The sequence below is a fragment of the Brevibacillus sp. FIR094 genome, assembly GCF_050477165.1.
Classification (GTDB): Bacteria; Bacillota; Bacilli; order Brevibacillales; family Brevibacillaceae; genus Brevibacillus.
Window position 1 is genome coordinate 138,170 of record NZ_JBEAES010000008.1, and the last position, 25,137, is coordinate 163,306.

Annotated in this window: 26 protein-coding genes and 1 pseudogene; 9 read left to right on the forward strand and 18 right to left on the reverse strand. The window is 44.4% G+C overall.

The window, feature by feature from the left end; translation table 11 throughout:
- Nucleotides 1-10: 10 nt before the first annotated feature.
- From ACQ5DJ_RS08915 to ACQ5DJ_RS08935, 5 genes are all read right to left on the reverse strand, one after another.
- Entirely contained in the window at nucleotides 11-1,216 is a 1,206-nt protein-coding gene (locus ACQ5DJ_RS08915; RefSeq protein ID WP_429842131.1) for an MFS transporter, read from the reverse strand.
- Nucleotides 1,209-1,646, reverse strand: a complete 438-nt coding sequence (locus ACQ5DJ_RS08920) for a hypothetical protein (protein ID WP_017252122.1) — start codon at nucleotides 1,644-1,646, stop codon at nucleotides 1,209-1,211. Before ACQ5DJ_RS08920 ends, ACQ5DJ_RS08915 begins: the two co-directional genes overlap by 8 nt.
- Before the next feature lie 127 nt (nucleotides 1,647-1,773).
- Complete coding sequence (locus tag ACQ5DJ_RS08925) at nucleotides 1,774-1,968, reverse strand: CDGSH iron-sulfur domain-containing protein (protein WP_017252123.1); 195 nt, start codon at nucleotides 1,966-1,968, stop codon at nucleotides 1,774-1,776.
- A 61-nt stretch (nucleotides 1,969-2,029) separates the two neighbouring features.
- Nucleotides 2,030-3,865, reverse strand: a complete 1,836-nt coding sequence (locus ACQ5DJ_RS08930; RefSeq protein WP_429842132.1) for an amidohydrolase — start codon at nucleotides 3,863-3,865, stop codon at nucleotides 2,030-2,032.
- A 27-nt stretch (nucleotides 3,866-3,892) separates the two neighbouring features.
- A complete protein-coding gene (locus ACQ5DJ_RS08935; protein ID WP_173624009.1) occupies nucleotides 3,893-4,069 on the reverse strand; it encodes a XapX domain-containing protein in 177 nt (58 codons plus the stop codon).
- A 275-nt stretch (nucleotides 4,070-4,344) separates the two neighbouring features.
- Here ACQ5DJ_RS08935 and ACQ5DJ_RS08940 point away from each other — a divergent pair, with 275 nt between their 5' ends.
- From ACQ5DJ_RS08940 to ACQ5DJ_RS08960, 5 genes and pseudogenes are all read left to right on the forward strand, one after another.
- Nucleotides 4,345-4,539: a hypothetical protein gene (locus tag ACQ5DJ_RS08940; protein ID WP_429842212.1), complete on the forward strand. Its 195-nt coding sequence runs from the start codon at nucleotides 4,345-4,347 to the stop codon at nucleotides 4,537-4,539.
- Nucleotides 4,475-4,660 (forward strand): annotated as a pseudogene (locus ACQ5DJ_RS08945) (hydrolase); the annotation flags it as partial. The gene ACQ5DJ_RS08940 and the pseudogene ACQ5DJ_RS08945, both read left to right, overlap by 65 nt.
- A gap of 108 nt (nucleotides 4,661-4,768) precedes the next feature.
- Nucleotides 4,769-5,233 carry a Dps family protein gene (locus ACQ5DJ_RS08950; RefSeq protein WP_429842133.1) on the forward strand — a complete coding sequence of 155 codons (465 nt, stop codon included), beginning with the start codon at nucleotides 4,769-4,771 and terminating at the stop codon, nucleotides 5,231-5,233.
- A gap of 128 nt (nucleotides 5,234-5,361) precedes the next feature.
- Nucleotides 5,362-5,667 (forward strand): universal stress protein, encoded by a 306-nt coding sequence (locus ACQ5DJ_RS08955; RefSeq protein ID WP_429842134.1) that lies wholly within the window; start codon nucleotides 5,362-5,364, stop codon nucleotides 5,665-5,667.
- Nucleotides 5,668-5,672: 5 nt separating this feature from the next.
- Nucleotides 5,673-6,218: a universal stress protein gene (locus tag ACQ5DJ_RS08960; protein WP_429842135.1), complete on the forward strand. Its 546-nt coding sequence runs from the start codon at nucleotides 5,673-5,675 to the stop codon at nucleotides 6,216-6,218.
- Here the strand turns inward: ACQ5DJ_RS08960 and ACQ5DJ_RS08965 are convergent.
- Complete coding sequence (locus ACQ5DJ_RS08965) at nucleotides 6,205-6,354, reverse strand: hypothetical protein (RefSeq protein ID WP_429842136.1); 150 nt, start codon at nucleotides 6,352-6,354, stop codon at nucleotides 6,205-6,207. The two genes, ACQ5DJ_RS08960 and ACQ5DJ_RS08965, sit on opposite strands and share 14 nt — an antisense overlap.
- Nucleotides 6,355-6,595: 241 nt before the next feature.
- Between ACQ5DJ_RS08965 and ACQ5DJ_RS08970 the strand changes: the two genes are divergently transcribed.
- Together ACQ5DJ_RS08970 and ACQ5DJ_RS08975 are read left to right on the forward strand one after the other, a co-directional pair.
- Nucleotides 6,596-7,234: a hydrolase gene (locus ACQ5DJ_RS08970; protein WP_017252129.1), complete on the forward strand. Its 639-nt coding sequence runs from the start codon at nucleotides 6,596-6,598 to the stop codon at nucleotides 7,232-7,234.
- A gap of 78 nt (nucleotides 7,235-7,312) precedes the next feature.
- On the forward strand, nucleotides 7,313-8,152 hold the full coding sequence (locus ACQ5DJ_RS08975; protein WP_429842137.1) for an alpha/beta fold hydrolase: 840 nt from the start codon (nucleotides 7,313-7,315) through the stop codon (nucleotides 8,150-8,152).
- A 285-nt stretch (nucleotides 8,153-8,437) separates the two neighbouring features.
- Here the strand turns inward: ACQ5DJ_RS08975 and ACQ5DJ_RS08980 are convergent, their stop codons facing one another.
- The 7 genes from ACQ5DJ_RS08980 to ACQ5DJ_RS09010 all read right to left on the reverse strand — a co-directional run bounded on the left by ACQ5DJ_RS08980 (nucleotide 8,438) and on the right by ACQ5DJ_RS09010 (nucleotide 17,635).
- Nucleotides 8,438-10,000: a response regulator transcription factor gene (locus ACQ5DJ_RS08980; RefSeq protein WP_429842138.1), complete on the reverse strand. Its 1,563-nt coding sequence runs from the start codon at nucleotides 9,998-10,000 to the stop codon at nucleotides 8,438-8,440.
- Nucleotides 9,993-11,894 (reverse strand): sensor histidine kinase, encoded by a 1,902-nt coding sequence (locus ACQ5DJ_RS08985; RefSeq protein ID WP_429842206.1) that lies wholly within the window; start codon nucleotides 11,892-11,894, stop codon nucleotides 9,993-9,995. Before ACQ5DJ_RS08985 ends, ACQ5DJ_RS08980 begins: the two co-directional genes overlap by 8 nt.
- Before the next feature lie 35 nt (nucleotides 11,895-11,929).
- Nucleotides 11,930-13,630: an extracellular solute-binding protein gene (locus tag ACQ5DJ_RS08990; protein WP_429842139.1), complete on the reverse strand. Its 1,701-nt coding sequence runs from the start codon at nucleotides 13,628-13,630 to the stop codon at nucleotides 11,930-11,932.
- Between the two features lie 350 nt (nucleotides 13,631-13,980).
- Entirely contained in the window at nucleotides 13,981-14,841 is an 861-nt protein-coding gene (locus ACQ5DJ_RS08995; RefSeq protein WP_429842140.1) for a LysR family transcriptional regulator, read from the reverse strand.
- Nucleotides 14,826-15,725: a LysR family transcriptional regulator gene (locus ACQ5DJ_RS09000; protein WP_376900406.1), complete on the reverse strand. Its 900-nt coding sequence runs from the start codon at nucleotides 15,723-15,725 to the stop codon at nucleotides 14,826-14,828. Before ACQ5DJ_RS09000 ends, ACQ5DJ_RS08995 begins: the two co-directional genes overlap by 16 nt.
- 730 nt (nucleotides 15,726-16,455) lie before the next feature.
- A complete protein-coding gene (locus tag ACQ5DJ_RS09005) occupies nucleotides 16,456-17,022 on the reverse strand; it encodes a DUF1273 domain-containing protein (protein ID WP_429842141.1) in 567 nt (188 codons plus the stop codon).
- A 397-nt stretch (nucleotides 17,023-17,419) separates the two neighbouring features.
- Nucleotides 17,420-17,635, reverse strand: coding sequence for a MerR family transcriptional regulator (locus ACQ5DJ_RS09010; RefSeq protein WP_429842142.1), 216 nt, complete (start codon nucleotides 17,633-17,635; stop codon nucleotides 17,420-17,422).
- Nucleotides 17,636-17,904: 269 nt separating this feature from the next.
- On the opposite strand from ACQ5DJ_RS09010, the gene ACQ5DJ_RS09015 reads away from it, so the two are divergent.
- The gene (locus ACQ5DJ_RS09015) at nucleotides 17,905-18,288 is read left to right on the forward strand and encodes a hypothetical protein (RefSeq protein WP_429842143.1); all 384 of its coding nucleotides are present in this window, start codon (nucleotides 17,905-17,907) and stop codon (nucleotides 18,286-18,288) included.
- Between the two features lie 242 nt (nucleotides 18,289-18,530).
- Here ACQ5DJ_RS09015 and ACQ5DJ_RS09020 read toward each other — a convergent pair whose 3' ends face one another.
- Nucleotides 18,531-19,976 (reverse strand): YcdB/YcdC domain-containing protein, encoded by a 1,446-nt coding sequence (locus ACQ5DJ_RS09020; RefSeq protein WP_429842144.1) that lies wholly within the window; start codon nucleotides 19,974-19,976, stop codon nucleotides 18,531-18,533.
- Between the two features lie 168 nt (nucleotides 19,977-20,144).
- Here ACQ5DJ_RS09020 and ACQ5DJ_RS09025 point away from each other — a divergent pair, with 168 nt between their 5' ends.
- Nucleotides 20,145-20,594, forward strand: a complete 450-nt coding sequence (locus ACQ5DJ_RS09025; protein WP_429842145.1) for a DinB family protein — start codon at nucleotides 20,145-20,147, stop codon at nucleotides 20,592-20,594.
- 104 nt (nucleotides 20,595-20,698) lie between these two features.
- Here the strand turns inward: ACQ5DJ_RS09025 and ACQ5DJ_RS09030 are convergent, their stop codons facing one another.
- From ACQ5DJ_RS09030 to ACQ5DJ_RS09045, 4 genes are all read right to left on the reverse strand, one after another.
- Nucleotides 20,699-21,151: a nucleoside deaminase gene (locus ACQ5DJ_RS09030; RefSeq protein ID WP_429842146.1), complete on the reverse strand. Its 453-nt coding sequence runs from the start codon at nucleotides 21,149-21,151 to the stop codon at nucleotides 20,699-20,701.
- Between the two features lie 27 nt (nucleotides 21,152-21,178).
- Nucleotides 21,179-22,129, reverse strand: coding sequence for a carbamate kinase (gene arcC / locus ACQ5DJ_RS09035; RefSeq protein WP_429842147.1), 951 nt, complete (start codon nucleotides 22,127-22,129; stop codon nucleotides 21,179-21,181).
- Between the two features lie 18 nt (nucleotides 22,130-22,147).
- Nucleotides 22,148-23,629: a cytosine permease gene (locus ACQ5DJ_RS09040; protein ID WP_429842207.1), complete on the reverse strand. Its 1,482-nt coding sequence runs from the start codon at nucleotides 23,627-23,629 to the stop codon at nucleotides 22,148-22,150.
- 78 nt (nucleotides 23,630-23,707) lie between these two features.
- A complete protein-coding gene (locus tag ACQ5DJ_RS09045; protein WP_429842148.1) occupies nucleotides 23,708-25,135 on the reverse strand; it encodes a DUF1116 domain-containing protein in 1,428 nt (475 codons plus the stop codon).
- Nucleotides 25,136-25,137 lie beyond the last annotated feature (2 nt).

Here is a 25,137-nt window from a genome sequence, read left to right on the forward strand (position 1 = left end):
ATTAGTTTATTTAGTTTTTTCCAAGTCCTTGTCGTTCTTCCAAATGAATAAAAAAGGGCACAATCATGCTTACGAACAATAATCCTGCCAAGATTTCAAAAGTGAATAAATAGCCCCCGAAATCTATTAGGTAAATGGAAAGGATCGACCCAAGAGAAGCGCCTATGAACACCATAAACATATGAAACGAAACCGCAATTGCTCGGATTTCCCCAGCCATGTGACCGATTAGTGAGATTAATGATGGAAGAGCCATAGCTATTCCCAGTACAAATACAACACTCATCGATATTAAATAAATGAGGTTAAGACTCAAACCTAACAATCCTAAGCCGCTTCCAGCTAAGATTAATCCACAGCATAATACGTTCTTGACACCAATTTTTGTAACCAATCTTCCGGCAAACGGAGAAACTGCCATACCCAAAATACCAATCGCACGAACCCATAGAATATCTTGATGACTTAACCCGAAGAGTGGGCTACTTAAGTAACTTCCAAGAGTCGCGAAAAATCCGACAAGCGAAATAAAGAGTGAAGCGGAAACGATGTAGCACAGAGGCAATCCTTTTCGTTTGAAAATATCGCCTACCCGCAAAAAAGAAGTAACAAAGCTGCCATTTGTTTGCTGTATTTTGTCGTTTGGTATAAAAAAAGTAAGCAAGATAGAAGATATTCCATATACTGCGGAAAGTAGGTAGAATACATAGGACCAATTTCCTAACTCTAAAACAACAAAGCTACTATATATTTGTCCAACGATGGTAGCCATTAAAAAAGCCGTACTAATAAACCCGATAATGGTTGCTCTTTTTTCAGACGGAAACATTTCCATCGCATAAGCCAAAACAGACGGAGGGAACATCGATGCCGCTAAACCTTGCAAGGCCCGAAGAGCAACAAGCCAAGAAAAACTGTCGACAGTACCTATTAGTGGTGTTATTACCGTAAGCAATAATAACCCCGATAGCATCAATTTTTTTCGTCCAAATCGATCTGATAAAACTCCAAACAGTAGACCCCCACCTGCAAAAGCAAACGAGAAGGCACTGCTACTCCAAGCAGCTTGCGAAGACGACACTTTGAATGCATCTACAAACACTGCTATTAATGGAATAGTTAAATACACACACGATACGACAACTAATGTACACCAGAAAAGGATTCCGGTAATGAATGCGATATTTGACGATCTAACAAATTGTTCGTTACCCAAAATGTTCTCCCCCTGCTTTATTCATGGAAACATCATCATTACGTTTATTTTGAATGTCAGACGCCTTTACGTTAGAAAAGACATTGATAGCAAATATCAAGACACCGGTTCCAGCCACAGCTTCACCAATACGCTTTAACATAATAATCCAATCCGGTGCATAGCCGTGGACCATTAAGGTTAGCGTAATAAGCATTACAGGTAAGCCGAGGCCATGTAACCAGAAGTGCCATTTAGCCAAACGAGATTTTGATGTTTTTGGAAAAAGTAAATAGGTAAACCCGCAAAGAGCCATTGTTGCCCACCCAAAAAGATTCGCATGAGCATGTACGCTAGTTAATGCAAAATTCAGTGTTGTACCCATGTAAACACCGATACTAATACCAACAACAATATATATAACTGCCATTTTCAAAAAGCGTACACCCATTAAAATGCCCCCTGTTAATCATTAGAATCAAGTCAAGAAGCTGTTAGCGACCGCCTGACTTCAGTAAAGCACTCTTGCAAGGATACGGGGTCAATCATGACCCCGCCACGATACCTTTTTAGATTCATTAAGCCCGAGTAGTGCTTTCGAATTTACCTTTGTGTGTCAAGTCACAGAATGGCTTTTGGTTTGATAATCCGCAGCGGCAAAGAATGAAAGATTCTTTTGTCTCAAAGCGGTTCCCTTCTGCATCCACCAATTCTACATTACCCGTTACACGCAACGGTCCGTTGTCTATCACTTTAATTGTTACATTGGACATTCGCTCATTCCCTTTCGAATTCGAATCTATTTTACTTTTGTGCAACCCCTCTGAAGTTCCATCAGAACACGAAGCAATCCAAATCGCAAAAACCGTTGCCGTGATGATGATTGCATTTATGATGACTATGATGACTATGGGGCATATGTAACGCGGAGCCACCACCGCCTCCATGATTTGAGGCCTTATAGTAACCACCAAAGTAATTGTGTGGTGCCCAGTCCGGACTGGCTTTAGGAGCCGGGGGTGATAGTTTTTGAAATTCAAGTGATCCATAAACAATCTTTCCGCCTACGACCGTAAACACCGATTCGATTCTCTTGATTTCTTCTTCTGGAACTTGGAGGAAATTATCAGACAAGATCGACAGGTCCGCATATTGGCCTGCTTTAATTTTTCCCTTTACGTCCTCCTCCCTCGAGAACCAAGCATTTCCGGCTGTATACATACGAAGCGCTTGATGGCGGTCCAACCGATTAGAAGCAGGGTACAAGCTAAGCCCACCAAGCGTTTTTCCAGTAACCAGCCAGTAGAGGGCAACCCACGGGTTATAACTGGCTACCCTTGTAGCGTCTGTACCTACACCTACTCTCAATCCTGCCGTAAGCATCTTCGTAATGGGAGGTGAGTTTTCCGCTGCTTCCGCTCCGTACCTATCGACGAAATATTCTCCTTGAAAAGCCATTCGGTTTTGAACGGCAATCGAACCACCTAAAGCGACGACACGTTCCAAATCCTTCTCACGAATCGTTTCAGCATGGTCTAAAATCCAGCGTAAATCTTTAAATGGAACTTCTTTATTGACACGTTCAAACACGTCGAGGAAGCGTGAGATCGATTTACCATACGTTGCGTGGAGCCGGAAAGGCCATCTTTGTTGCACCAGATGTCTGGTTACCCCGAATAAATCATTCTCTAACACAGCAGGCAATTCCGGACGGGGCTCAACGAAGTCTTCGAAATCAGCCGCACTGTAAACCAGCATTTCACCCGCGCCGTTGTGACGATAGTAAGGGCTGCCTGTATAAGGCTGCGAAGTGGCTGTCCATGATTGAAAATCGTCCAGTTCATGATTTGGGTGTTGGGTAAAAAGATTGTATGCCGTACGGACGGTAATCTCCCCACGTTTATCCAGTTCCTCATAAACTTGATAATCATCGGGGTAGTTCTGGAAACCACCGCCAGCATCAATTACACTCGTAATTCCAAAGCGATTTAATTCCCGCATAAACAGCCGTGTGGAATTCAATTGATCTTCATAGGAAAGCTTTGGTCCCTTTGCAAGAGTGGCATACAATATCGTTGCATTCGGTCTTGCAATTAGCATTCCAGTCGGATTGCCTTTACTATCACGCTGAATTTCTCCGCCCGGCGGATTAGGGGTATCCTTCGTATACCCAACTACCCGCAAGGCTGCTTTGTTCAAAAAGGCTTGTCGGTATAAGTTAAGAATGAATACCGGAGTCTCTGGAGCAATCAGATTGATTTCATCCAATGTCGGCATCCGGCGCTCCTTAAATTGAAACTCTGTCCATCCGCCTACAACCCGAACCCAATGGGGTGCAGGCGTGCGGTCCACTTGATTTTTTAACATACGCAAGGCGTCGGCAACCGATGGCACTCCATCCCAACGAAGTTCGAGGTTATAGTTCAATCCACCGCGTATGAGATGAATATGGGAATCATTTAATCCTGGAATCAGAAGGCGTTTATTTCCATCCACAACTTCCGTTACAGGTCCTTTATACTGCATAATGTCGGAATCACTGCCTACGGCTAAAAAACGGTCTCCCTTAATAGCTACTGCCGTTGCCATGGGGTTAGATTCGTCCATCGTCACAATGTTAGCGTTGAGAATCAATAGGTCAGCCTCTATCCTGTTAGTCTCATTCGACATCCCTTTATCCCCTCCTAAGTTGAGTTATTAAGATGATTGATGATTCAGCAGCAATTTAATCCATGGGATAAGCCGTTGTCCTAGAAACATGCCAATGAGCCCTATCAACCCTAACATTGGAGGGGCCGGCGACGGTATACGCAGGGATTGAAAAACAACTCCAATCACAATCCCGGTACCTAGCGCTAATAATATAGACCACATAAATGTGCCTCCTCTCTCGGAAGACTCTGGACTAAAAGGTTCTTTCGCCCTTTCGCCCTGATTATATTAGCGTCATAAAGTATCTATCAATATGGGTATATCTATATAAACTATAAGGAGATCCTATGTTTTGATAGACTTTCAAACCATAGGATCTATCTATATCTTTTATATAGAAAACAGAATTGATTGAAGTATTTGGTTTTCAATACTATAAATACATGCGACGAAATGCTGTCGTAAATTTTAAAAAGAAAGTTGGGAGGGAATAATACATGTTCAATGACAAATCTGATTTGCTTACACCCAGCAACTCTGCCATAATCCTTATCGACCACCAACCGCAAATGCTGTTCGGAGTACAAAGCGCCGATAGGCAAACCGTGATCAACAATGTCCATACAGCGTATGATCCAAGCTGGGGCGATTCCGGTTACTTGGCAATCTGTTCTTCTCGAGTATCAACGTGATTGGGCTCGCCAAGATACTTACGATTCCGTGATGGAAATTGTTATTCAACATGGTGGCGCTTACGGCGTAGGTGTATTGTATGCCCATACTATGTTTGGTGGGCACGAGGGAGCAGTATGATTTTCCAAGTTTTAGCCGGCTGAAATCCGTTAAAACAAGCCAATGATGATAGATGCAACGCCATATGAAAACAGAGGTAATGTCACTTTTATAATGGAGTGTTCCTACATGAAAACTACGGCGAAAACTAAAACATTTCAAGAAATTCAGGATATTTTGAACAAACAAGTTTCAAACTGGAACGTGCTGTATGTAAAGCTTCACAACTTTCACTGGTATGTGAAAGGCTCTCAGTTCTTCACACTGCACACAAAGTTCCAAGATTTCTATGAAGAAGCGGCACTCTACATCGATGATCTTGCCGAGCGTGTGCTCGTTTTAGGAGGCAAACCAGAAGCAACCATGAAGCGCTACCTGGAGATCTCCAGCATTAAGGAGGCCAAGGGCAATGAGAGTGCCGAGCAGATGATCGATGCTTTGATTGAGGATTTCAACATTGTTGTCGAGGAGCTGAAGGTAGGGATGGAGAAGGCTGGGAACGCGAATGATGAAACAACAGCCGACATGCTGCTTGCGATCCACAGCACAGTTGCGAAAAATCTATGGATGCTTAAAGCTTTCAATGATCGTTAAGATATGAATAACAATTCTTCATGATAACACAGCAAGGGTTGTCGATTCACGGATGACAACCTTTGCTGTGTTTATTTGTTGATCGATAACCAATACAAGAAAGACAAATAAGAGCAGGCGGTGTATATATGAATAAATTATTGGTGCCTATCGACTCAGACAACGTTTCCGCACAGGCAATCTCTTTTGCTAAAACTCTTCTGGAAGAAGGTCAGGCCTTATCTCTTCTCCACGTTATTCGTCCCCTCGCATCTTCCAGAGTAATCCATTACGTAGGACGAAAAGTTGTTGAGGAGATCCTTAAAGAAGATGCGGTCGCTGCTTTAACACAAACGCTGCAATCAGTTGAACAGGACCACATTCCCCATACACTTGAGTATGAATTCGGGGAACCCTCTCAAGTGATTGCGAAAACGCAGACGAACATGATCTAGTCATAATGGGAACACACGAACGTGGTCCGATTACGAGTTTTCTCCTGGGTAGCGTAAGCAACGCGGTACTGAAAAAAGCATCCTGCCCAGTACTATTGGTTCCGAACGGTTATGAAAAAACGGAAGAAATCAAAACCATACTGGTTGCCGTAGACGGTTCTGAAACATCACATCGAGCTGCGCAAATTTCGCTGCATCTCGCAAGAAAAACGAACGCAAGATGCATCCTTGTGCATATAGTCACTCCCCCGGTGCTCTACTCTCCCGTGTTGGCAGACATGGTCAGGAAAGATAGGGAAGAGCTGGTACGTATAGGGGAAGAACTCCTGTTGGAATATGAAAACCTGTTTATGCATGAACAATTTCCTTACAGGAAGAAAGTAGCGATTGGTAATCCGACACAGATCATCAATGAAGTGGCCGAAGACGAAAAAGCAGACGTGATCGTGTTGGGATACAAAGGATTGAACTGGATGGCCGAACAAATCATGGGCAGTGTGACATACAAGCTGATCCATCAATCGAAGATTCCTCTTCTTATTGTGAAATAGTGAAAAGGGTTGAGAGAAACACTCTCAGCCCGATAAGCCCTTTGACTGCCGACTTGCTATCTTCCCCGTACTCGATTGTCCCACCAACTGGTCGAAACGTAATGATTCCGTCTTCTTCGGGGAATTGTTCAAACAATATTGACGTCCCCCTTCTAAGCATGAACAAAGAAGATGCTCGATAACGTAAATTACTTGCCAGAAACAGCCATAGGAATTGCTTATGCAAATACTTTATAAAATTCTTTTGATATTTATAGTATTCTTCTATGGAATATATAGGAAATTGAATATTGTTTGCGCAATTGCATTTCAATAGACTGAGTACATGCACAGGAATTCCTGTTGTAATCACATCTGGAAAAGGTAGGGATATTAGTATGTTTAACGGGAAGACAGATTTACTTACGGCTGATAACTCTGCAATTATTCTTGTAGACCACCAGCCTCAAATGCTCTTTGGTGTTCAAAGTGCTGACCGCCAAACCATCATTAACAATACGGTTGGATTGGCCAAGACAGCTAAAGTTTTCAATGCACCCATCATTCTTACGACTGTAGCTGCGGAAACATTCTCAGGCCCGATTCATCCGCATATTCAAGAGGTATTTCCAGATCATAAACCGATTGACCGTACAACAATGAATTCTTGGGAAGACGAAAATTTCGTAGAAGCTGTGAAGAAAACAGGCCGTAAAAAGCTCATCATGGCAGCACTTTGGACGGAGGTTTGTCTTGCTTTCCCTGTAATTGCAGCCATCAAAGAAGGATATGAAGTTTACATTGTAACGGATGCTTCAGGTGGGACGACTACGGAAGCGCATAACATGTCCATTCAACGCATGATACAAGCAGGAGCAATCCCCGTTACCTGGCAGGCTGTTCTGCTTGAGTACCAACGCGATTGGGCACGCGAAGAAACATATGACGCAGTTATGTCGATCGTAATGGAACACAGCGGAGCTTATGGTGTGGGTGTTGTTTATGCCCAAACGATGTTTGGCGGCCACGGGGGATAAGCCTATTCATCCCAAAAACAGTTTATGCCTAAAGTGAGTGTACTATGCTAAAACCAATTCTAATAGGAAGTGAAAAGCATGGCTAAATTAAAAGTCGGAACAGAAAACGGGCAACCCATTGAATTGCACTTTGAGGATCTTGGCGCAGGCAAACCTGTGATTTTAGTACATGGCTGGCCACTGAGCGGGCGCTCCTGGGAGAGTCAAGTTCCAGCGCTCATCGAAGCAGGTTACCGCGTGATTACCTATGACCGCCGCGGATTCGGACAATCCTCCCAACCGTGGAACGGTTACGACTATGATACGTTTGCGATGGATCTCCATAAGCTAATTATACATCTAGACCTTAACGACGTAACACTGATCGGATTTTCGATGGGTGGCGGAGAGGTTGCCCGTTATGTTGGCACATACGGATCAAGCCGTGTCAAAAAAGCCGTGTTGGCTGCTGCGGTTCCGCCGTTCTTTTATAAATCTGCCGAGCATCCGGAAGGCGGTCTGGATGAAGCCACCATTCAGGGCTTCCAAGACGGTTTGAAAAAAGACCGCATCGCCTTCCTTGACGGCTTCAGTCACAATTTCTTTAAAGCCGGGGATAGAACCGACCTGGTGAGCGAGTCCTTCCGTGCATACAACCTTGATATTGCTTCTTATGCTTCGCCAAAGGGGACGCTGGATTGCATTGATGCCTTCGGCCGGACGGATTTCCGTGGCGATTTGGCGAAATTTAATATCCCATTGCTTGTTATCCATGGCGATTCTGATGCGATCGTGCCGCTTGAGGTAAGTGGTCAACTGTCCCACGAAGCTGTTGCAGGCAGTCAACTCGTCGTAATTCAAGGTGGACCACATGGTTTGAACGCGACTCACCCTGAAGAATTCAATAACGCTTTGATTCACTTCCTTAATACTAAATGAATGAACAGTCTCGGGAATCATCAGTTATTTCATATAAAGCCCTTCGAGACTTTTCATATTGAATTAAAGCCGAGAGTTAAAATAAACTAGGACACTTTAAAAAAATGACCCTCTTGTGGGTCATTTTTTTAAATCTAGGTATGGATGAGGAGCGAGACGAAAATGGGAAAGCTGAAACGGTTGGCGTGACACGACCGATATGGTGAAGAAGGACTCGCCAAGGATCAACGAGTTAAGAGTAGTCGCATGATTTGAGGAACCTGGTAAGTTCAGTGCAATCTTTGCTCATACTTGGGCTTCAAACAGTCTTCGCTGCCTTCGGAATTCCAGCGCTGTGATGCCTTCAGTATCCTTGAATATTCTCGTAAAATGCTTCACATTATCGAATCCAACCTGATCACTGATTTCGTACACCTTCAAATCGGAGTGCACCAGCAGTTCCTTCGCCTTGTCCAACCTTAACCGGCGAACATAGTTCGAGAAACTCTCACCGCTATATTCTTGGAAAGCATGGCTGAAATACGAGTAATTGAGTGAGAAATGGTTGGACACGACCGCCATGTTCAAATCTTCGGCATAATGCGCCTGCAAGTAGGTGAGAACTTTTTGCATCGTATTTTGTTCCGTCGGCGCTTGCTCTCTCCGATCTTGGATGAACCGATCCAGACTATCGAGAAGCTGCTCGATGGCTATGTAATAATCTTCAAATCGATCGAAGTTCCCGATGTGACCAACATGGGCGTACGTGCTTAATAGAAAGAGTACCTTATACCCGTAGATGCGGAACAACTTGTCGAACAGCTCCTCGTTGAGTAGCTGGCTAATACGTTCCAGATAGCCGATCTCACAGTTGCTAATAATGCGAACATCGAGGATTTGATCGAGAAGCTGTTTGATTTCATCCCCGCGTCCCATTCCAAAGAGATTCAATATTCGTTGAATCAACTCAACAGGAACGACATGCCGCTCATTGCGTTCACTTATAATGGTGTAGTCCAGCACATCGAGTTCTGGAAGCAGAATACCGTATTTCAAGGTTTGCTTCGCTTGGTTGTATGCCCACCTTATCTGCTCTATCCCTTGAACAGAATCACTAATCGAAATTCGCAGCTGCGGCTCATATACACTCAACCTCCACCGTTGCGCCAACTGGTAGAACAAAACCGGATCGCGTGCGATCATAATCGTTCCGCCTTTTCCATCACGCGTGAGCATCCAATCCATATGCCCTTGTAACAGCTCAGCGATTTGATTCCTGAAAGAAGCAGCATCCGTACTGCTAGCTTGTGATCCTCCACCGCGTCGCGTAAGCAAGCCCAGCGTATATCCTGCATTCAACCAGCTTAAACCGGCCTGCTTCAGTTTGTTCTGTTTTATAGCATCACCCACATCCTTCTGGGTCAAATGCATGGTAACTAACTCGGCAGCAAAAAGGCTGGCATCTTCGCCCGCCTTGTTTGCTCTCTCTTCTCTCATCCTTATGTCCCGCATTAATCTCTCCAGGACGGCAAACAACTCCTCCCGCACCACAGGCTTTATGAGATAATCCTTCGCAGCACAGCGGATTCCTTTCTGCGCATATTCGAAGTCATTATAGCCAGACAGCAATACTACCTCGGGTTTAACCGGATGGTCTTGCAGCTGCTCGAGCAGTTCGATCCCATCCATAATTGGCATTCGAATATCTGTGAACATAATATCCGCAGGCTCCTGGCGAAGCAGCTCCAGCGCCTCTTGTCCATTCTCGGCAAATCGGTAGTTGAACAGATTAGGAAACTGCCTCTCAATTATCGATTGCAAGCCCCTCCGAATGATCTTCTCATCGTCGACGATAAGCAAGCTAATCATAGATGTCCATTCTCCCTCCCATGACTCGATACGGCAAAATCATGATAATGCGTGTATAGCTTCCTTCCTGACTCTCGATCTGAATACCATATTCCGCCCCATAGCTCATCACTAAACGCTGGTCCACATTACGCAGACCGATTCCATTGCTTTCCTGGTTATCCTTACGCACAAACAATTGCCGGACCTCCTGGTAAGCGGACTCTTCCATTCGTAGCATTTGATTCAATAAGCCTAGCTTCTCTTCCGGTATGCCGCAGCCGCTGTCAGTGATCTCTATGACACAAGCTTGATCACGCCGGACGGCAGAGATCGTAATGACAAGATGTCCGTCGCTGGAATGCATGCGGCTCATCCCATGCTTGATTGCATTCTCGACTGCGGGCTGCAGTGACATTTTGAGCGATTCCTGCTTGAGGCATTCCGGTGCAATCATCAATCGGAGATCAAGTCTTCCATCATAGCGGATGTTCATGACGGCTACATAATGCTGGACCTGCTGAATCTCATCGCTTAGCATCACGTAATCCCGCTTCCATTCCATCGAATATCGCATCATACCGCCTAGCGAGGTCATTATGTCCGATATAAGGTACTGCCCTTCAATCTCCGCCAGCATCTTGACGTTCTCCAGCGTATTGTAGAGGAAGTGGGAATCTATCTGGTTCTTCAGCGCCCGAAGCTCGGCTTCTTTACCTGCAGCATGCCTAGCTGCCTGCTCTTGAATGAGCTCGTTAATCTTTAGTATAAGCATACGGTAATGAAAGCCCAGCTCTCCTACCTCATCGGTACCAGTAATCAGCGGTATCTCAACGTTGAAGTTACCGCTTCTTACCTGTTGCATCGATTCTCTTAACGCCTTAAGCCTGCGCAAAATCATCGCCTGCATGGAGTAAGATAGCAGTACGAGAAATGCCACTAGTAACGAAATGAGTACAATATAACGAACTCTTGAATGGTTAATACCTTCCATCGTCTCCGCAAGACTAACCATATTGACCAAATGTACGTCGATCGACGGAATGTAGCTTTGAAATGCCAAGTAGGACTGCCCATTAACCTCGAACCGTACCGTCTCGATATCTGTATTACTCGTCAGCTTCACGCTGTTTATCAACTGCTCCGCGCTGTGCTGTTCGAACACAGGTGATTCCTTCAAGCTGAATACCCGTCCGCCCCTTGCTACTACGATCAGCTGAGAGTTCATGTCTTGCACGCTACTGAACGTTTGGGAGAAGAAATTCGACAACTTCATCGATATCTCTAGAATCCCGTTATGTGTTACGTTGTCCGCATATTTGAATTCCTGCAAGTACGTCATGAAGGGTTCATTCTGCGATGGTTCGGATGGCGCACCGGTGAGGGCGACGTTCTCCTGTATCTCCCACCAAGGCACACCGCTTTGCTTCATCACCTCATCATGCCAAGGCTTGTCCTGAATACGTGATTCCTGTAGGATGACGGGCCAAATCTCATTCACATAAAGGTTGTCCGTGAACAACCGGACATTCGCAATTCGTGGATTGTTGAACAGAAAATATTGAAAGCTGTTGACCACATCTTTCTTAATATGAAGAACATATGCTGTATCCTGAAACTGTTCAATTTGCAAATAATTGTTCATTTCCCGATTGGATAACGCAAGCTGACCGGTCCATCTCATCAGTTCTATGTTATTATCAATGTTTATCTTCTCTACTTCCAGCACATTCTCGTTGTTCTCCGTCAATTCTTTCATTGCACTGGCGGACTCTTCATTGAGCGTATACCAGGAGAATAGAACAACCGGTATAAAGATAACGAACACAAATGACAGAATCAGTTTGACTTGAAGCGAAAGTTTTAACGTAAATGCACGTATCCCCAATAACCATCGGATTGCCGTGAATCGCATCTCCTGTTTCACATCCTGCTGCTTCCTTTATACAACTATTGATTGAGCGATGACTTCAGCTTCTGTACATTTCGTTCATAAGCTGCTTGGCGGCTAGCTAGGATGAATTCATACTCGGGATCCTCGGTAGTGCTCTTCATGAATTTGGTGAACAGTTGATCGAATTCGGCATCCGACTTGGACATCAACAGCTTCGGCAGCGTTTCGGCCCAGAGCCGCGTGTTTTTTTCAAACGCTATACCTTCCTTCGTTGTCGGGTCAGGATCCAGATTTTCGAACTCGCTCATGCTGATCGTCTTGCCCCTCGTCCAATCAGCAATTTGTTTGGAAGGCTCAGCATCCATCCCCATCATCCATGCTAGCTTCATGTTCGTATCCATTAGCATCCAGTACATATAATCACCGCCATATTTTCTATCGAACGCTTGGTGGTCGGTGTTGAGGAGATGCTTCACCTCCGGCAGGAACTGATCTTTGCCGTCTATCGTATCGTAAGTAACGCCCTTCTCTCCTAAGAACAGATCCTTGTTTCCCTCTTCGCTGAGCAAATAGCTGAGGAAGGCAATTGCCCGCTTCTTATCTTTGACATTCTTCGAAATGAGCGTCACCGTCCAACCGGAGATGCCATTTCCTGCAAGTGTTGGCGCATCATGCGCATCATTCGCCGGACCATCAATCGCGATATACACCTTATTCGGGTCCTTCTGATACAACTTTTGGTTAATCTCTGAAAAATCAGACCACTGATACAGCATGGCAAAATAGCGCCCTTGCGATATTTTTTCATCCTTTTCCCATCGTTTTTCATCAAGAAAGACATCTGTCGGCATCAGCCCATCCTCATTCGCTTGGCGGAACACCTTTAGCCATTTCAGATAGGTTGGATCGCTTCGACGGTCGTACAGCTTGCCGTTTTTCTGCTGCGGAATAGTCAGGAAGTCCTGAAGATACGATTCCAACGAATAGTTGCCAGTTTCCGTAAATTCATGCAGGCCGATCGGAATGAGTGGCTGACCGTCCACTTCCGGAAACTTCTCCTTCGCAGCCTTCAGCGCACCGAGAAACCCTTCCGGCGTGCTCATATCCGGCTTCCCAAGTGCTTCATATATGTCTTTCCGAACAACAAAGGTCTGATTAGACGTAAAAAGCTGACCATATTTTCGATAGTCCGCAGGAGATGAAGATGCATTCGGATAGCTATACACATTGCCGTCAGCCTGTGTAAACCAGCTAAGCTTCGTGGGGTCTGCGACTTTAAAGAAATAAGGATCATACTGATCCGCTAGCTCATTCAATGGAAGCACCATATCTCCATTAATCATCTTCTGCACGGCATCCTCGTACCAGCCTAACGTGATGAAGTCAGGGAGCGACCTTGCTGACATCATCGTGTTGAGCTTCTCGCCGGCGTCGCCAGTTGGCACGATAAAGTTCAAACTCACGCCCGTCTTCTTCGTTATATAATCGGAAACGACGTTTCCTCCCCACTTGCCGGTGAACCAATCGAAGTTGATATACCAGTCAAACGTGATCGGTGTTGTGTCCAGCTTCCAGGCAGGCTCATCGTAAGAAGGCTTTATTTGAGATGCATTTATCACCACAAGATTAGCGTTCGAGTTCGCATGATCCTCAGCAGTGCTATTGCCCGACGTGTTAGTGTTCCCGGAACAAGCCGCTAACGTCCAACACATCATCAGAGCTAGTAATAGCATTGCTGATTTACGCATTTTATCCATTCATAATTCTCCTTTGTCTGTCAGCGGCGAAATGAATATCCTATTATAGTAATATATCACTCTAGTATAAAAGTTACTGCACGCAGAAGGAAAGAGCCCACACTCACATTATATGTAGGCCAGATCACCTATGCCGACAACGCGAATAAGCGAGCATGACAAGGAAATATTCCTTCGTCTTGGCTCGCTTTCGTTAGCTATGAAGTTTTAGTTAATGTACGACATTTACTTGATTCCTATCATAGGACAAAATAAATCCGAAAACAATTCCTTCCTCTCTATACATTGTATAGCTAATATCTATCTATCCAGCACGCTAGCATCTATCTATTCCCTGCCAACTTTTTTGATTATTCTAGAAAAAAATCGATACATTTCTGAACAGAAGGATTATTGTAATGATACTTTTTAAAAATAAGCTTGATCTCACGAACAGGCGTTGGACCGACGAGACGAATCAATTTCAATTGCTGACCAGAAAAGTTTTCAATGAAAGAAGTAGGTAAAATAGCTACCCCCATCTTATGCAGTACCATAGAAAGAAGAATTGCCGTGGAAGTTGACTCAAACTTTGATTGCAAGGATTTGGCGATTTTAGCGCTGAATGTATGAAGCTGCTCGATTAAACTTATATCCCCAACAAATAAGGGAGATTCTAAATCTTCTAGCTCTTGAAAAGAAACAAAGGTTCGATCTGCCCATGGATGATCTGCATAAACGACCAATGCTTGTTCTTCTTTATACAGATGCATCAAATGAATTTCTTTATTTGGATTATAATTGTCGGTAATGCCAATATCGATACTACTATTCAATAATTGCTGTGATGTATTTTCTGCACTGGTAAATTTTAATGTAATGTCAGGATACTGTTCATGGAATTTCAAAAAACGGGGTGCTAAACAAAAAAAGTCCATGGGCGAAATGCCTATCGAAAGTTTATTTGCCCGAGCATTGCGTAACTCGTAAGTTTCTTTCTTCGATTCTTCAATGAGCCTCATCACGGAAAGAGCTTTTTCGTAAAGTATTTCCCCGTCAGCTGTAATCTTTACCCCTCTACCAACTCTCTCAAACAAAGGGGTTCCAACTTCTACCTCTAGAGAACGAATCTGTTGACTTAACGTAGGTTGAGAAGTCATTAAAACTTCTGCCGCCTTAGTAAAGCTTCCTTCTTTACAAATTTGAATGAAACATTCTAATTGCCTGAACATGAAAGATTCACCTCAACCTCTCTTACATATGAATTCATCTCTTGAATGAATAGGCGTGCAGTGGACCTCATAGTAACGGAATTAAGATATACAAGAGATATTTCCCAGTAAGGAGTGTGGCCTTCTAATTTGACAATACGCAAAGAATCGTCCCATAGATTTTCGAGCAAAGATGTTGGTATAAGAGCTGCTCCAAGTCCATGACGAACCCAATGAATCAATACTGAAGTGGAGGACGTTTCTATTATCGACTTCAAGGTAAAACCACAAGAGAAACAATACATATCAATTAATGATTTGTTTTGTTCTCGGAACATGATCGAATTCATTTGCTTTAAAGATCGAAAAGGAATCGAAGATTTATCGGCCAAAGGATGTTCTGAGTGAATCAATAGCGCCATTTCTTGTCTATACAAATAAGTTGAAATGACCGAAGCATTAGAAACCGGATATGCAGTGATTCCAATATCCACCTCTTGCTCCAAAACTTTATTCTCGGCATCTTCTGCATCGATAATTTTCAATAAAATATTCGGGTACTTTTGGTGGAATCTCATAAAGTAAGGAGCAAGATATTCAAGTTCAGTAGGACAACATCCAATAGAAATTGTTTCTCTAGATTTCTTGTTTCGGCCATTTATTTCATTTCGCGCCTCCTCAAGAAGATTCATAATAGCGTTGCCCTTATTCAAGAGAATTTTTCCCGCTTCCGTTACTTCAACTCCCCTACTTCCCCGATCGAACAATTGAACATTATACTCATCTTCCAAAACTCGCATTTGCTGACTTAGTGTAGGCTGAGTCACACCTAATTCTTCTTTAGCTTTGGTGAAACTTCCTGATTTGCAAATTTGAATAAAATATTCAAGCTGGCGCAATTCCACAGTGTATCCCCCCTTAGTTAGTCCAAATTAGGAAAGTGAAGATCAAATACAAATTTTCACCCGTTCATTCATTAATCGTCTATCGAACCGAACAAGCGGAGTGATGGAGGGAGGGCGACGGTGTGCTGCGCCACTCCCGTCCACTTACCCTTTCGCAATTCAGCAAAAAAATAAAGGCGGGAAAGCACCGACGCACTTATGCATTTGCTGGAGTGTTCACCCGCTAGTGGTGATAAGCGTGATCGTGATAATTGCTGGACTTTGTTAACATTATATGAGGAACCTGTCATGTAATATATCCGCTAGATTTCAGGTGAAGGTTACTAGATTTTAGGGTTGTTCGCGGAGCTGGACCACTAGTAGGGCCCCTTCTCTCCTGCTGGTTGTGTTGTCCAGCAGTTCCTCAGTACGATGAGCCTCTCGGACTCCCTTCCTGCTAGTAATCATTTCATCTTTTGGACTTATAGATCACTTTGTTACGGGTATAAAAAATTTTCTTTCTGTGCAGGGGAGGGTCTTCCCAGTCCCCTGGAGCGAGCAGAAAAGATGTTATCTAAACGAGTCTGAAATAACAAAAGGGAACCCGACAGGTCCCCTTTGTTGATAGGTTGTGACATGAATATGATTGTTTGCCCCAGACAATGGACGATTAAAGCAATAAACCAATGTTGGACAAACGGGAGCGACTTTCCAAGAATAAAAACCAGCTTTTCATAGCTGGTTTCTTCGTTTAGAAATTGTCATTGTATAATTCTTGCTGCTGTTCCTCTGCAATGTTTTGTAAGTCATATGCGTTAATTCGAAATAACTGATAATCGCCCATATCCGCTTTTTTTGCGGCAAGCTTACTTAGAAATTTCGGCGAGCCTTCGTTTTCTTCATCGTAAACGAGCAAGATACCGTCTGAATTGGATAGCAAGAATTTGTCTTTCTCTCCAAGCTGCCATGCTCCTTGGTAAGGTGTTTGATAGACACTATTGATATAGTCGGCTTGCATCACAATATTTCGGTAGTAATCCTGGGTCTCTTCTTTCCACTTTTCCTCTTGATTCAAAAACGGAGTAATTACCGCCAGTTTTAGATGGGGATACTCCTTTTTCAATTCCAGAACAGTTTCGGCTGCCCACATTTCTACCCCGAGTTGACCAGATATGATGACCCATTCCAGTTCTTCCTCAAGGAACCGTACGAGTTCCCGCTTCAGTGCTTTCTTAATAATGGCTAACCCCGGATTTTTTTCATTGAAAATGCCAAGCTCGTGGGCTTTGTATCCTGAAACAAATAAACGTTTTAACATGATGCCACCTCTAGTTTAAAAGAACTCTAGCAGAAAATAGATTTCTTTTCACTCGCTGCCTATTCATTCGTGTTACGTCTCATTTTTTCTTATACTATCACAAATTTGAATGACTCAGGATAGATGATTCGTTTCATTCGTTATTGGATGGACTTATTTTACTCATACTGCCTAGTATCCCGGATCGGGTGTATTCCTCTTCGGTGTTATTCATCGTCGTAAAAATCAACGCTTGTTTGTCACTGAACTGCCCGACAAGCTGGTTGTCTATAAATCGATAAGCAAATCCATAGCTGAATACTGCGGCGAGCCGGGAGTGGGTTGTAAAACGGGGTTGAATCCACTTTCATACAAATCACGTATTCGCACTGCGTTACTTGTATCGTTTCAAAGCTCCTCATTTACCGCCTAGTCCATTTTTCTCAAGCTTTGCGATTAATTTTAGCTGTTGCAAAGAGAACCCGAGTTCCTTCCACTCTAGAATGGGTTGAAGAAGTTGCACTTCCTGCTCAGTGAAGTATCTCACATGCAGTAATCCCAATTTTTCGTAATAGCGAATGGTATGGATAGTAACGTTCAGTTTATTGGCGACGTCGCTAATCTTCAGATACATAAGTGTGCACACCTCTCAAGCTCATCATAAAACCTGAAGTACACTTTAGGTCAATACTGTTCATAATTCATCCCACACTGATGCCACGAATAATTTTACCAGGCACAATAAATACGCTGATTGAATATGATTGTTATGTGAAACAGTCAGTGTGTAGTGCTCGCTGGATTTCTTTGGACTAAAGGGTGAAACTTAAGAAATAGTAGTTTACAGTCTCACCTCACACCAATATGTATGAGCAACTTCCTTTTAGGTGGGGGGAAGAGTAGATGGATGGTTCGTCAAATAACGCAAAAAAGAAGCAGTCTACCAATGGTTCATCAAATAACGCAAAAGAGAAGCAGTCTACCAATGGTTCATCAAATAACAAAAAGAAGAAGCCAACAACCAATAATCAATCGGCCTTACAATGCCTAACAGGCCCAAATTTAGAAATCCTCGTGGCTGTTCTTCTTTTAACCGGAAAGCTAAGAGTAGATTCTGTTCAATTGTTTAGACAAGCTACGATGATTGTCGGCTTAACAGGAGAGTTCATTACACTTGGCGATCTCAACAATAAAAATGTCGATAATATGCTGAAATTTCTTAATGATAACGGGAACATGACCGTAGATGATATCATTTCGGCTCTTAAAAAGAAAATGGATACCTAATGCGTTTTTACGAAAGGAATGAGGTGAATTCAAGGATGAAAAATTTTGATGGTGAAAGTTTTTCAGAATCAGTATTATTCCTCATTTTACTTGCATTGCTGATATTTGGTTCAACTGATATTGCTGGTCTTTCCGCTCAGCCTACAAAGGCCTAGAGAACGTTATCGTCAAAAAAGCCGGATTACCATGGGGTAATTCGGCTTTATAATCTGAGCCGTAAGGTATGTAGGTTTTCATTCTACCTACTCTATAACCTTACCTGTCAGGGCATTGATATCGTTAACATTAATTGAATAGACAAGGACCGGTTTGGCTAACCTCTCACCATTAATGAATGGGTAGATGTATAGCAGCTCAGTGGGTTTCGCCAGCAGGGCCTTGGCTGCTGCATCTATGGAGACAGCCTTCCTCTTATCCGGGAGCTTGGCGGGCTTTTGGTCGAGCTTTTGAAAGTACTCGGTGATTTTCCCTGTGAATCCATTCACCCTAATCACAATGCATCGTCCGTATACCAGCGGTAGTCCCTCTACAGATGGCACAAACTCAACTTCATACTGATTTGGATTCTCCTCATCAGTATTCAATATGTAGTAGAACTCCTTTTCTTCCTGTTTGAGATATGGTTGCATGAACTGAACAGCTTTCTCAAGAACCTGCTTTTCCGACAATGTTGCCTTCCCTTTTTGGGATGGGGCGTTCGAATAGCTTTTAAATCCGATCACACCACCATCCTTCGCAACTACTAACTCCTTTTCATCAGGGGAAAAATAGATACTCTCCATCTCGTTTTGGAAGCCGTTGAAGGTACTACCCTTCAAGCTCATACCAAACTCGCTTTCGTAAATCCGCGTTGCCTCCTGCTCATTCGTGACCTTTAATACCTTTCCACCAGGCGTGAGGGAGATTGGTTTCCACCTCCAGTTTCTGTATTGCCGATTAGTGAACAGCTCAGCTCCTGTTACTGCGTCTATATAACCGGAGAATGCAGAAGAGTAGACGAGATCGGTCTGATTTTCACCATGGGTGTACATAAGGTGCAGGCGGGGTGGAATAAAGTGACTGAGCTGATCTTTCTTCATCGCCTGGGCCGGGGGGAGGAAGTCAGCTGAATTGATGTTTGTCAGCGTGTTTTCTCCTCCTGAAACGCTGGTTACCTGTCCCGCACTGTTTACTGACAACCGAAACTCATCGTCAACTACCTTAATGCCATTTACATAGCGGCTATAGATGACATCGCCTACAGGAGCCCGCGTTACCTTGTACAGGCTGCGCATTTCTCCGATCCACCCCGCCATGAAGGTATCTGCGCTCTTATAGGCCAGCTTGTCATCAGGATTTTCAAAATCCTTGTCATCCCAATAAAACATAAGCAGTTTCCCGGTTTCTGCATGGATATAGGCTCTGGCAAAGAATTCATTATTTTTTTCATAACGGATTTCGTACACAGGTTGGGCTTTCGTTTCCAAGGTAATATGTCTTGATGTGTCATCCAGCGCTGGAACGAGCATTTCCAGCTTTTGCTCCGTTCGTTTTGCCTTTTCGCTTAACTGATTTTCCTGAAGGGGACCTGTTGCTTGTTGGTTTCCTGCCTGATTTGCCATGACTGTGCCCAAGACTGGTGACAGGAGCAGTGTCGCTGTTAGTAGAACGCTGCTGAACAGCACGGAATAACGCCTTTGAGAGATCATACGTGTATCCTCCATCTTTTTTTGACGTTGAAGCTCACACATCAAGACGTTATTTGGGAATATTTGTCACACTACCGGTGGTAAATGACTTTATATGTCCGAAAGTATAAAAATTTCAGACTAGATAATATCGTTGTAGACTGAAATAATAAAGAGGGGTGATTCGCATTGAAAACAATCCAAAAAATGTATGAGCATTTAGATTGGGCTAACCAACGTATTTTTACAACACTGCAAAGTATTGAAGATGATAATCAGGAGATGAGGCGTTTATTTTCCCATATCCTTCATGCTGAAAAAATATGGATAACTAGATTACGTGGAATGGACAGTTCACAACTTCCCATATGGTCGGAGAGCGATTTAGGGATCTGTGCAGAACTTATTAAACAAAATGAAGAGAGCTTCACAGCTTTTTTTACGAATTTGGCAAATACCGACCTAGATAAAATAATCTCCTACACGAATAGTAAAGGAAGAGAGTTTACGTATTCTGTACGGGATATTTTAACTCATGTAGCCTTGCATGGTCAGTATCATCGAGGACAGATTAACTCACGACTTCGAGCAGTTGGTATTGAACCAGTTAATCTTGACTTTATTACATTTGTGAGGTAAATGATTCGAATTTAGGGCAAATAAAAAAGAAGAAAAGGGCCCTTATAAGGCCCTTTTTTCATGCTTCGAACATCCGTGTTTCTTGTCCGCTATTCAGTTACCTTCTACTTTTTGTTCAACGGATGAAAGTGGGTAAACAACTGATCGCAGTCCTCACGCTTCTCCACCTTGATCATGTTCAAAACGCTCTGATCCTTACCGGAAAAATAGTCACGCAGATGCTTGTCCGAAAAACCGTTCTCATGCGCATCCTCCGCAGTCGAGCAGTAATGAACGACCTTGATGCCGGACCAAATGATAGCGCCCACGCACATTGGGCAAGGCTCGCATGTCGCGTAAATCTCGCAGCCTGTCAGGTCCATCGTGCCCAAAGTCTTGCACGCTTCACGAATGGCTACCATCTCTGCGTGCTGGGACGGGTCCATATCGACCATCATGCGATTGCTGCATACGGCGATGATTTCGTCCCCTTTCACGACAGCCGCTCCAAAAGGTCCGCCGAGCTTGTTGTTCATGCCTTCTATCGTTTTTTCTACAGCCAGCTTCATATAATCCATTGTCTTGCATCCTCCCTCAAGAGGTCATTATTTTACGATGTGCGTTCCCGCTTTGTTCGTAATGGCATCCTTTAAGCTTTCTGGGTTCGTAATGATCACGATTGACCCGTTTTTCTCCAAAAAGCTCAGGCTGGCTTCGATTTTTGGGAGCATGCTGCCTTTTGCGAAGTGCTCCTCACGAACGTATTGCTTCGTTTCCTCTACCGTGATGCGCTCCAGCGCCTTTTGGTTCGGCTTGCCGAAGTTAATGCATACCTGCGGAACACCTGTCGTAATGATCAATGTCTGTGCATCGATTTGCTCTGCCAGCAAGCTGGTAGCAAAGTCTTTGTCGATGACAGCATCAATCCCATCGTACGTATTTTCGCCCGTTTTCACAACCGGAATACCGCCGCCGCCAACAGCGACTACCACATATCCCACTTCGATCAACGATTTGATTGCGTCTTTTTCCACGATGTCGATTGGCTTCGGGGAAGGAACCACTCTTCTATAGCCGCGACCGGAATCCTCGATAAATACCCAATCTGGATGCTCTTTGCGCATCTCTTCCGCCTGCTCCAGCGTGAAGAAGGAGCCGACTGGCTTCGTTGGATTTTCGAAGTTCGGATCATCCTTGCTGACTTCTACCTGTGTGATGACGCTCGCAACCTTTTTGTTGATTCCTCTTTTAGCGAATTCGTTGGTGAGTGCCTGCTGAATTTGGTAGCCGATCCCCCCCTGCGTATCCGCCACGCAATTGACCAGCGGGATCGTAGGCATCCCGGACACTTCTTTGGCAATTTCGCATCTTTGCAATGCAAATCCAACCTGCGGTCCGTTCCCATGAGTAACGACAACGTTGTAGCCTTCTTGCACCATATCCGCGATATTTGCTGCGGTTTCACATACGGCTTCATATTGGTCTTGAATGGTATTGTGACCATTATCTTTCACTAATGAGTTGCCGCCGATAGCAACAATTACGAGTTTTTCCACTGGGCACTTCTCCTTTGGTTAAGATACTTTTGCAGTTGTTTCACGCTGCGTGATCGCACTTGATTTTTTCCATTTATAGCTCAATGCATAGAGAACGCTGGAGATAATCATCCCGCTAAGGAAAGCAGACTTGCTGATGTTTGCCAATAGTGGCACATTTGGCAAGAAAGAGCCGGATAGCGTAATCAAGAAGCTAACAATCAATACGCCGCATGCCACCATATTAACGCCGCTTTTGTATTCTCCGTTTTCACCTGGTTTTACGTAAATACTCGATAAATCTAGCTTTCTTTTTCTTTCAATGAAAAAACTGACCAGCATGATCCCCGTAATTGGACCGTACATGGAGCCGATAAAGCTATAGAACATATACAGCGCGGCCGTACCATTCACCAGCTTCCAAGGTAAAATGACGGTCCCCAATACAGCTGTTAAGATAGCCGCCGATTTCACTGTAAACATTTTCGGAAGAAGCGCTGTCATTTGCAGTCCAGATGGAAGCAAATTCCCAAACACAACATAGCTCGTCGAACCTATATTCAGTGCCAGCAACAAGATAATGACGGCAACAGGATTCCCAATTTGATCAATGGCAGAGACGACATTAAAGTCTTTGATGCCAAACGCAATTTGCGTTCCAACCAACAACCCTACACACGTAATGCCAAACAGGATGTAGGATGTAATCATTCCAAGCGGCAGACCAAACATCGGAGCTTTCGGGTGTTTTGCCCTTTGTGTAAGGTCTGCAATATTTACAATCGGGCCACCCCAGTTCGATACTAATGCACTAACACATGCGATAAATACAAGCCAATTCTCCATCGGTTTGGTAGGAGCATAAGCAAAGATCGGACCAAATCCGCCAGCAACGCTGATCGCCCAAATCGCTGCACCTACGATGAAAATATAGATGATCGGGGAAGACCATTTACTAAACAGACTGAGAATTTTCATTCCACCTAAAAACAATCCAACTGTAATGACCCAGAGGATCACATAAGAAAGCATCGTCGGGAAATCTAATCCGAGAAAGTCAAAGCCTGGAACCATATTCATATAACCAGGGAATATTTTCTCAAAAATGACATTAAAAGATTGTGCGCCAATAATTGTTTTTGTCCCAAAAAACACAACACCAGCGATAAGCCCGCGACATATAGCAGGAATGATCGAGCCTTTTACACCAAAAGAGCTGCGTAACAGCATCGAATAGCCAATCCCGTATTTCTGTCCCGCATAGCCATTCAACACATAGCCAGCCGAAACAATCAAGGCAGCAATCATGACTGCCCACAAGACTTGCGGAACAGATAATCCGAGGACAAAGAATCCGGCTACAGTCATGTACGACATGAGATTATGCACAGCGCCCATCCACACGGTCACATAGTTAAAGGTGCCCCAATCTCGATTTTCGGAAGTCTTTGGCAAAATATCGTCCGCGTATCCATAGGACTTGAATTCTTCATATGATTCCTTTACGTTTGCCTGTCCCATGTTCATTCACCTTCCTCATTCAACCCAGCTTTCGCAACCTTCTTTTGCTGCGAAAGCTGAGTCACCTAGGATGAAAAGCTATTCGCTAATCGTTTCTGTTACTGCGAGCAATGCTTTTTCAAAAGCTTCCATCGGTGGATACGTAATACCCGCCCCGATCATGCCGATACCTGCGTCCTTATGCGCAATGGCAGTGTTGATAATCGGCAGGATGCCCGTTTGGATGACCTGACGAATATCGATACCTGTTGCTACACCTCGGAAGTCCAGGAGAGGAATCGTGACGTTTGGATTTTCTGCTGTCGTGATTTCTTTCATCGTGGTGGAGAAGCCGATCGCTTCTTCAACCGTTCCGCCTACGAGTGCAACAATCGCTGGAGCTGCCGCCATCGCGAAACCGCCGATACCGTACGTTTCGGTGATCGCACTGTCTCCGATATCCAAACCGGAATCCTCTGGCTTGTAGCCTGCGAACATGGGACCGATTACCTTTTGTGCTGGTCCTGTGAACCATGTGTTGCCAGCCATACCGCTTACACGAATACCGAACTCTACGCCATTACGCGCCATTGTGGTGACAATCGTGCTGTTCTCGATTCCGTGTGCTGCATCCAGCGCGCATTTGCACATCGCCATCCATGTCGGACCGGAGAAGTAATCGCTGCTTGCTACGAAATCGAATACTTCGCGCTTTTGTTCTTTGGTGAAATCTGTCTCCAAGATGTACGGAGTCAGTGCTTGAATCAACAGGCTCGTCCCTGCGTTGTTCCGGTTGTGGCATTCGTCACCCATGTGCAGCGCTTGCGCCAGCATGAGACGCAGATCGATTTCACCCGCGATTCTCATGGCATCACGCAGCATTGGTCCCAATACGTCGCGCATCCAGTTCAGACGGGCGATGACGCTTTCATCGTTGGCACCCATGCGCAAAATTTTAGCCATTTGCTCACTGAGGTTGGTGTAAGCGACGTTGCCATACGTTTTGTTTTTCACCACATGCATGAACATCGAAGCTGATGTGACACCTGCCATGGAGCCTACGCAGTTGTGTTCGTGGCATGGAGAGAACGTGATCGCGCCAGAAGCAGCTACCTGTTCAGCTTCCTCGATGTCTTTTGCCAAGCCCTCGAATACGATTGCTCCGGTTACGGCACCTTTCATCCCGCCGCACATTTTGTCCCAAGTAATGGGCGGACCTGCGTGCAGAATCGTGGTTTTTGTCATGCCTGGTACCACATTGATCGCTTGGTCGAAGCCAACGAGCATCGGCTGGGAGTTGATGATGCGCTCTACCGCCAGCTTGTTTGCCGCAGCGATTTTCTCTGCGACAGCAGCGTTTTCCAGTCTGTCGAGAGCGTTGATCAGCTCAGGCTTTCCGCCGCCTGGAGGCTTCCAATCCAGATGAGACGCTCTCGCATTTTGCTTGATGATATCGTCTTTGAAAAACTCGATCCCTACGTTGATCGCATGAATTTTCCCGTTAAACAGCTCGGTGATTTTGCTCATGA

Bases quoted from the DNA above. Each gene is read 5' to 3' on its own strand.
- ACQ5DJ_RS08920 (WP_017252122.1), bottom strand. From the start codon at position 1,646: ATGGGTGTACGCTTTTTGAAAATGGCAGTTATATATATTGTTGTTGGT.
- ACQ5DJ_RS08925 (WP_017252123.1), bottom strand. From the start codon at position 1,968: ATGTCCAATGTAACAATTAAAGTGATAGACAACGGACCGTTGCGTGTA.
- ACQ5DJ_RS08930 (WP_429842132.1), bottom strand. From the start codon at position 3,865: ATGTCGAATGAGACTAACAGGATAGAGGCTGACCTATTGATTCTCAAC.
- ACQ5DJ_RS08935 (WP_173624009.1), bottom strand. From the start codon at position 4,069: ATGTGGTCTATATTATTAGCGCTAGGTACCGGGATTGTGATTGGAGTT.
- ACQ5DJ_RS08940 (WP_429842212.1), top strand. From the start codon at position 4,345: ATGTTCAATGACAAATCTGATTTGCTTACACCCAGCAACTCTGCCATA.
- ACQ5DJ_RS08950 (WP_429842133.1), top strand. From the start codon at position 4,769: ATGAAAACTACGGCGAAAACTAAAACATTTCAAGAAATTCAGGATATT.
- ACQ5DJ_RS08955 (WP_429842134.1), top strand. From the start codon at position 5,362: ATGAATAAATTATTGGTGCCTATCGACTCAGACAACGTTTCCGCACAG.
- ACQ5DJ_RS08960 (WP_429842135.1), top strand. From the start codon at position 5,673: ATGGGAACACACGAACGTGGTCCGATTACGAGTTTTCTCCTGGGTAGC.
- ACQ5DJ_RS08970 (WP_017252129.1), top strand. From the start codon at position 6,596: ATGTTTAACGGGAAGACAGATTTACTTACGGCTGATAACTCTGCAATT.
- ACQ5DJ_RS08975 (WP_429842137.1), top strand. From the start codon at position 7,313: ATGGCTAAATTAAAAGTCGGAACAGAAAACGGGCAACCCATTGAATTG.
- ACQ5DJ_RS08980 (WP_429842138.1), bottom strand. From the start codon at position 10,000: ATGATTAGCTTGCTTATCGTCGACGATGAGAAGATCATTCGGAGGGGC.
- ACQ5DJ_RS08985 (WP_429842206.1), bottom strand. From the start codon at position 11,894: ATGCGATTCACGGCAATCCGATGGTTATTGGGGATACGTGCATTTACG.
- ACQ5DJ_RS08990 (WP_429842139.1), bottom strand. From the start codon at position 13,630: ATGGATAAAATGCGTAAATCAGCAATGCTATTACTAGCTCTGATGATG.
- ACQ5DJ_RS08995 (WP_429842140.1), bottom strand. From the start codon at position 14,841: ATGTTCAGGCAATTAGAATGTTTCATTCAAATTTGTAAAGAAGGAAGC.
- ACQ5DJ_RS09005 (WP_429842141.1), bottom strand. From the start codon at position 17,022: ATGTTAAAACGTTTATTTGTTTCAGGATACAAAGCCCACGAGCTTGGC.
- ACQ5DJ_RS09010 (WP_429842142.1), bottom strand. From the start codon at position 17,635: ATGTATCTGAAGATTAGCGACGTCGCCAATAAACTGAACGTTACTATC.
- ACQ5DJ_RS09015 (WP_429842143.1), top strand. From the start codon at position 17,905: ATGGATGGTTCGTCAAATAACGCAAAAAAGAAGCAGTCTACCAATGGT.
- ACQ5DJ_RS09020 (WP_429842144.1), bottom strand. From the start codon at position 19,976: ATGATCTCTCAAAGGCGTTATTCCGTGCTGTTCAGCAGCGTTCTACTA.
- ACQ5DJ_RS09030 (WP_429842146.1), bottom strand. From the start codon at position 21,151: ATGGATTATATGAAGCTGGCTGTAGAAAAAACGATAGAAGGCATGAAC.
- ACQ5DJ_RS09040 (WP_429842207.1), bottom strand. From the start codon at position 23,629: ATGGGACAGGCAAACGTAAAGGAATCATATGAAGAATTCAAGTCCTAT.
- ACQ5DJ_RS09045 (WP_429842148.1), bottom strand. From the start codon at position 25,135: ATGAGCAAAATCACCGAGCTGTTTAACGGGAAAATTCATGCGATCAAC.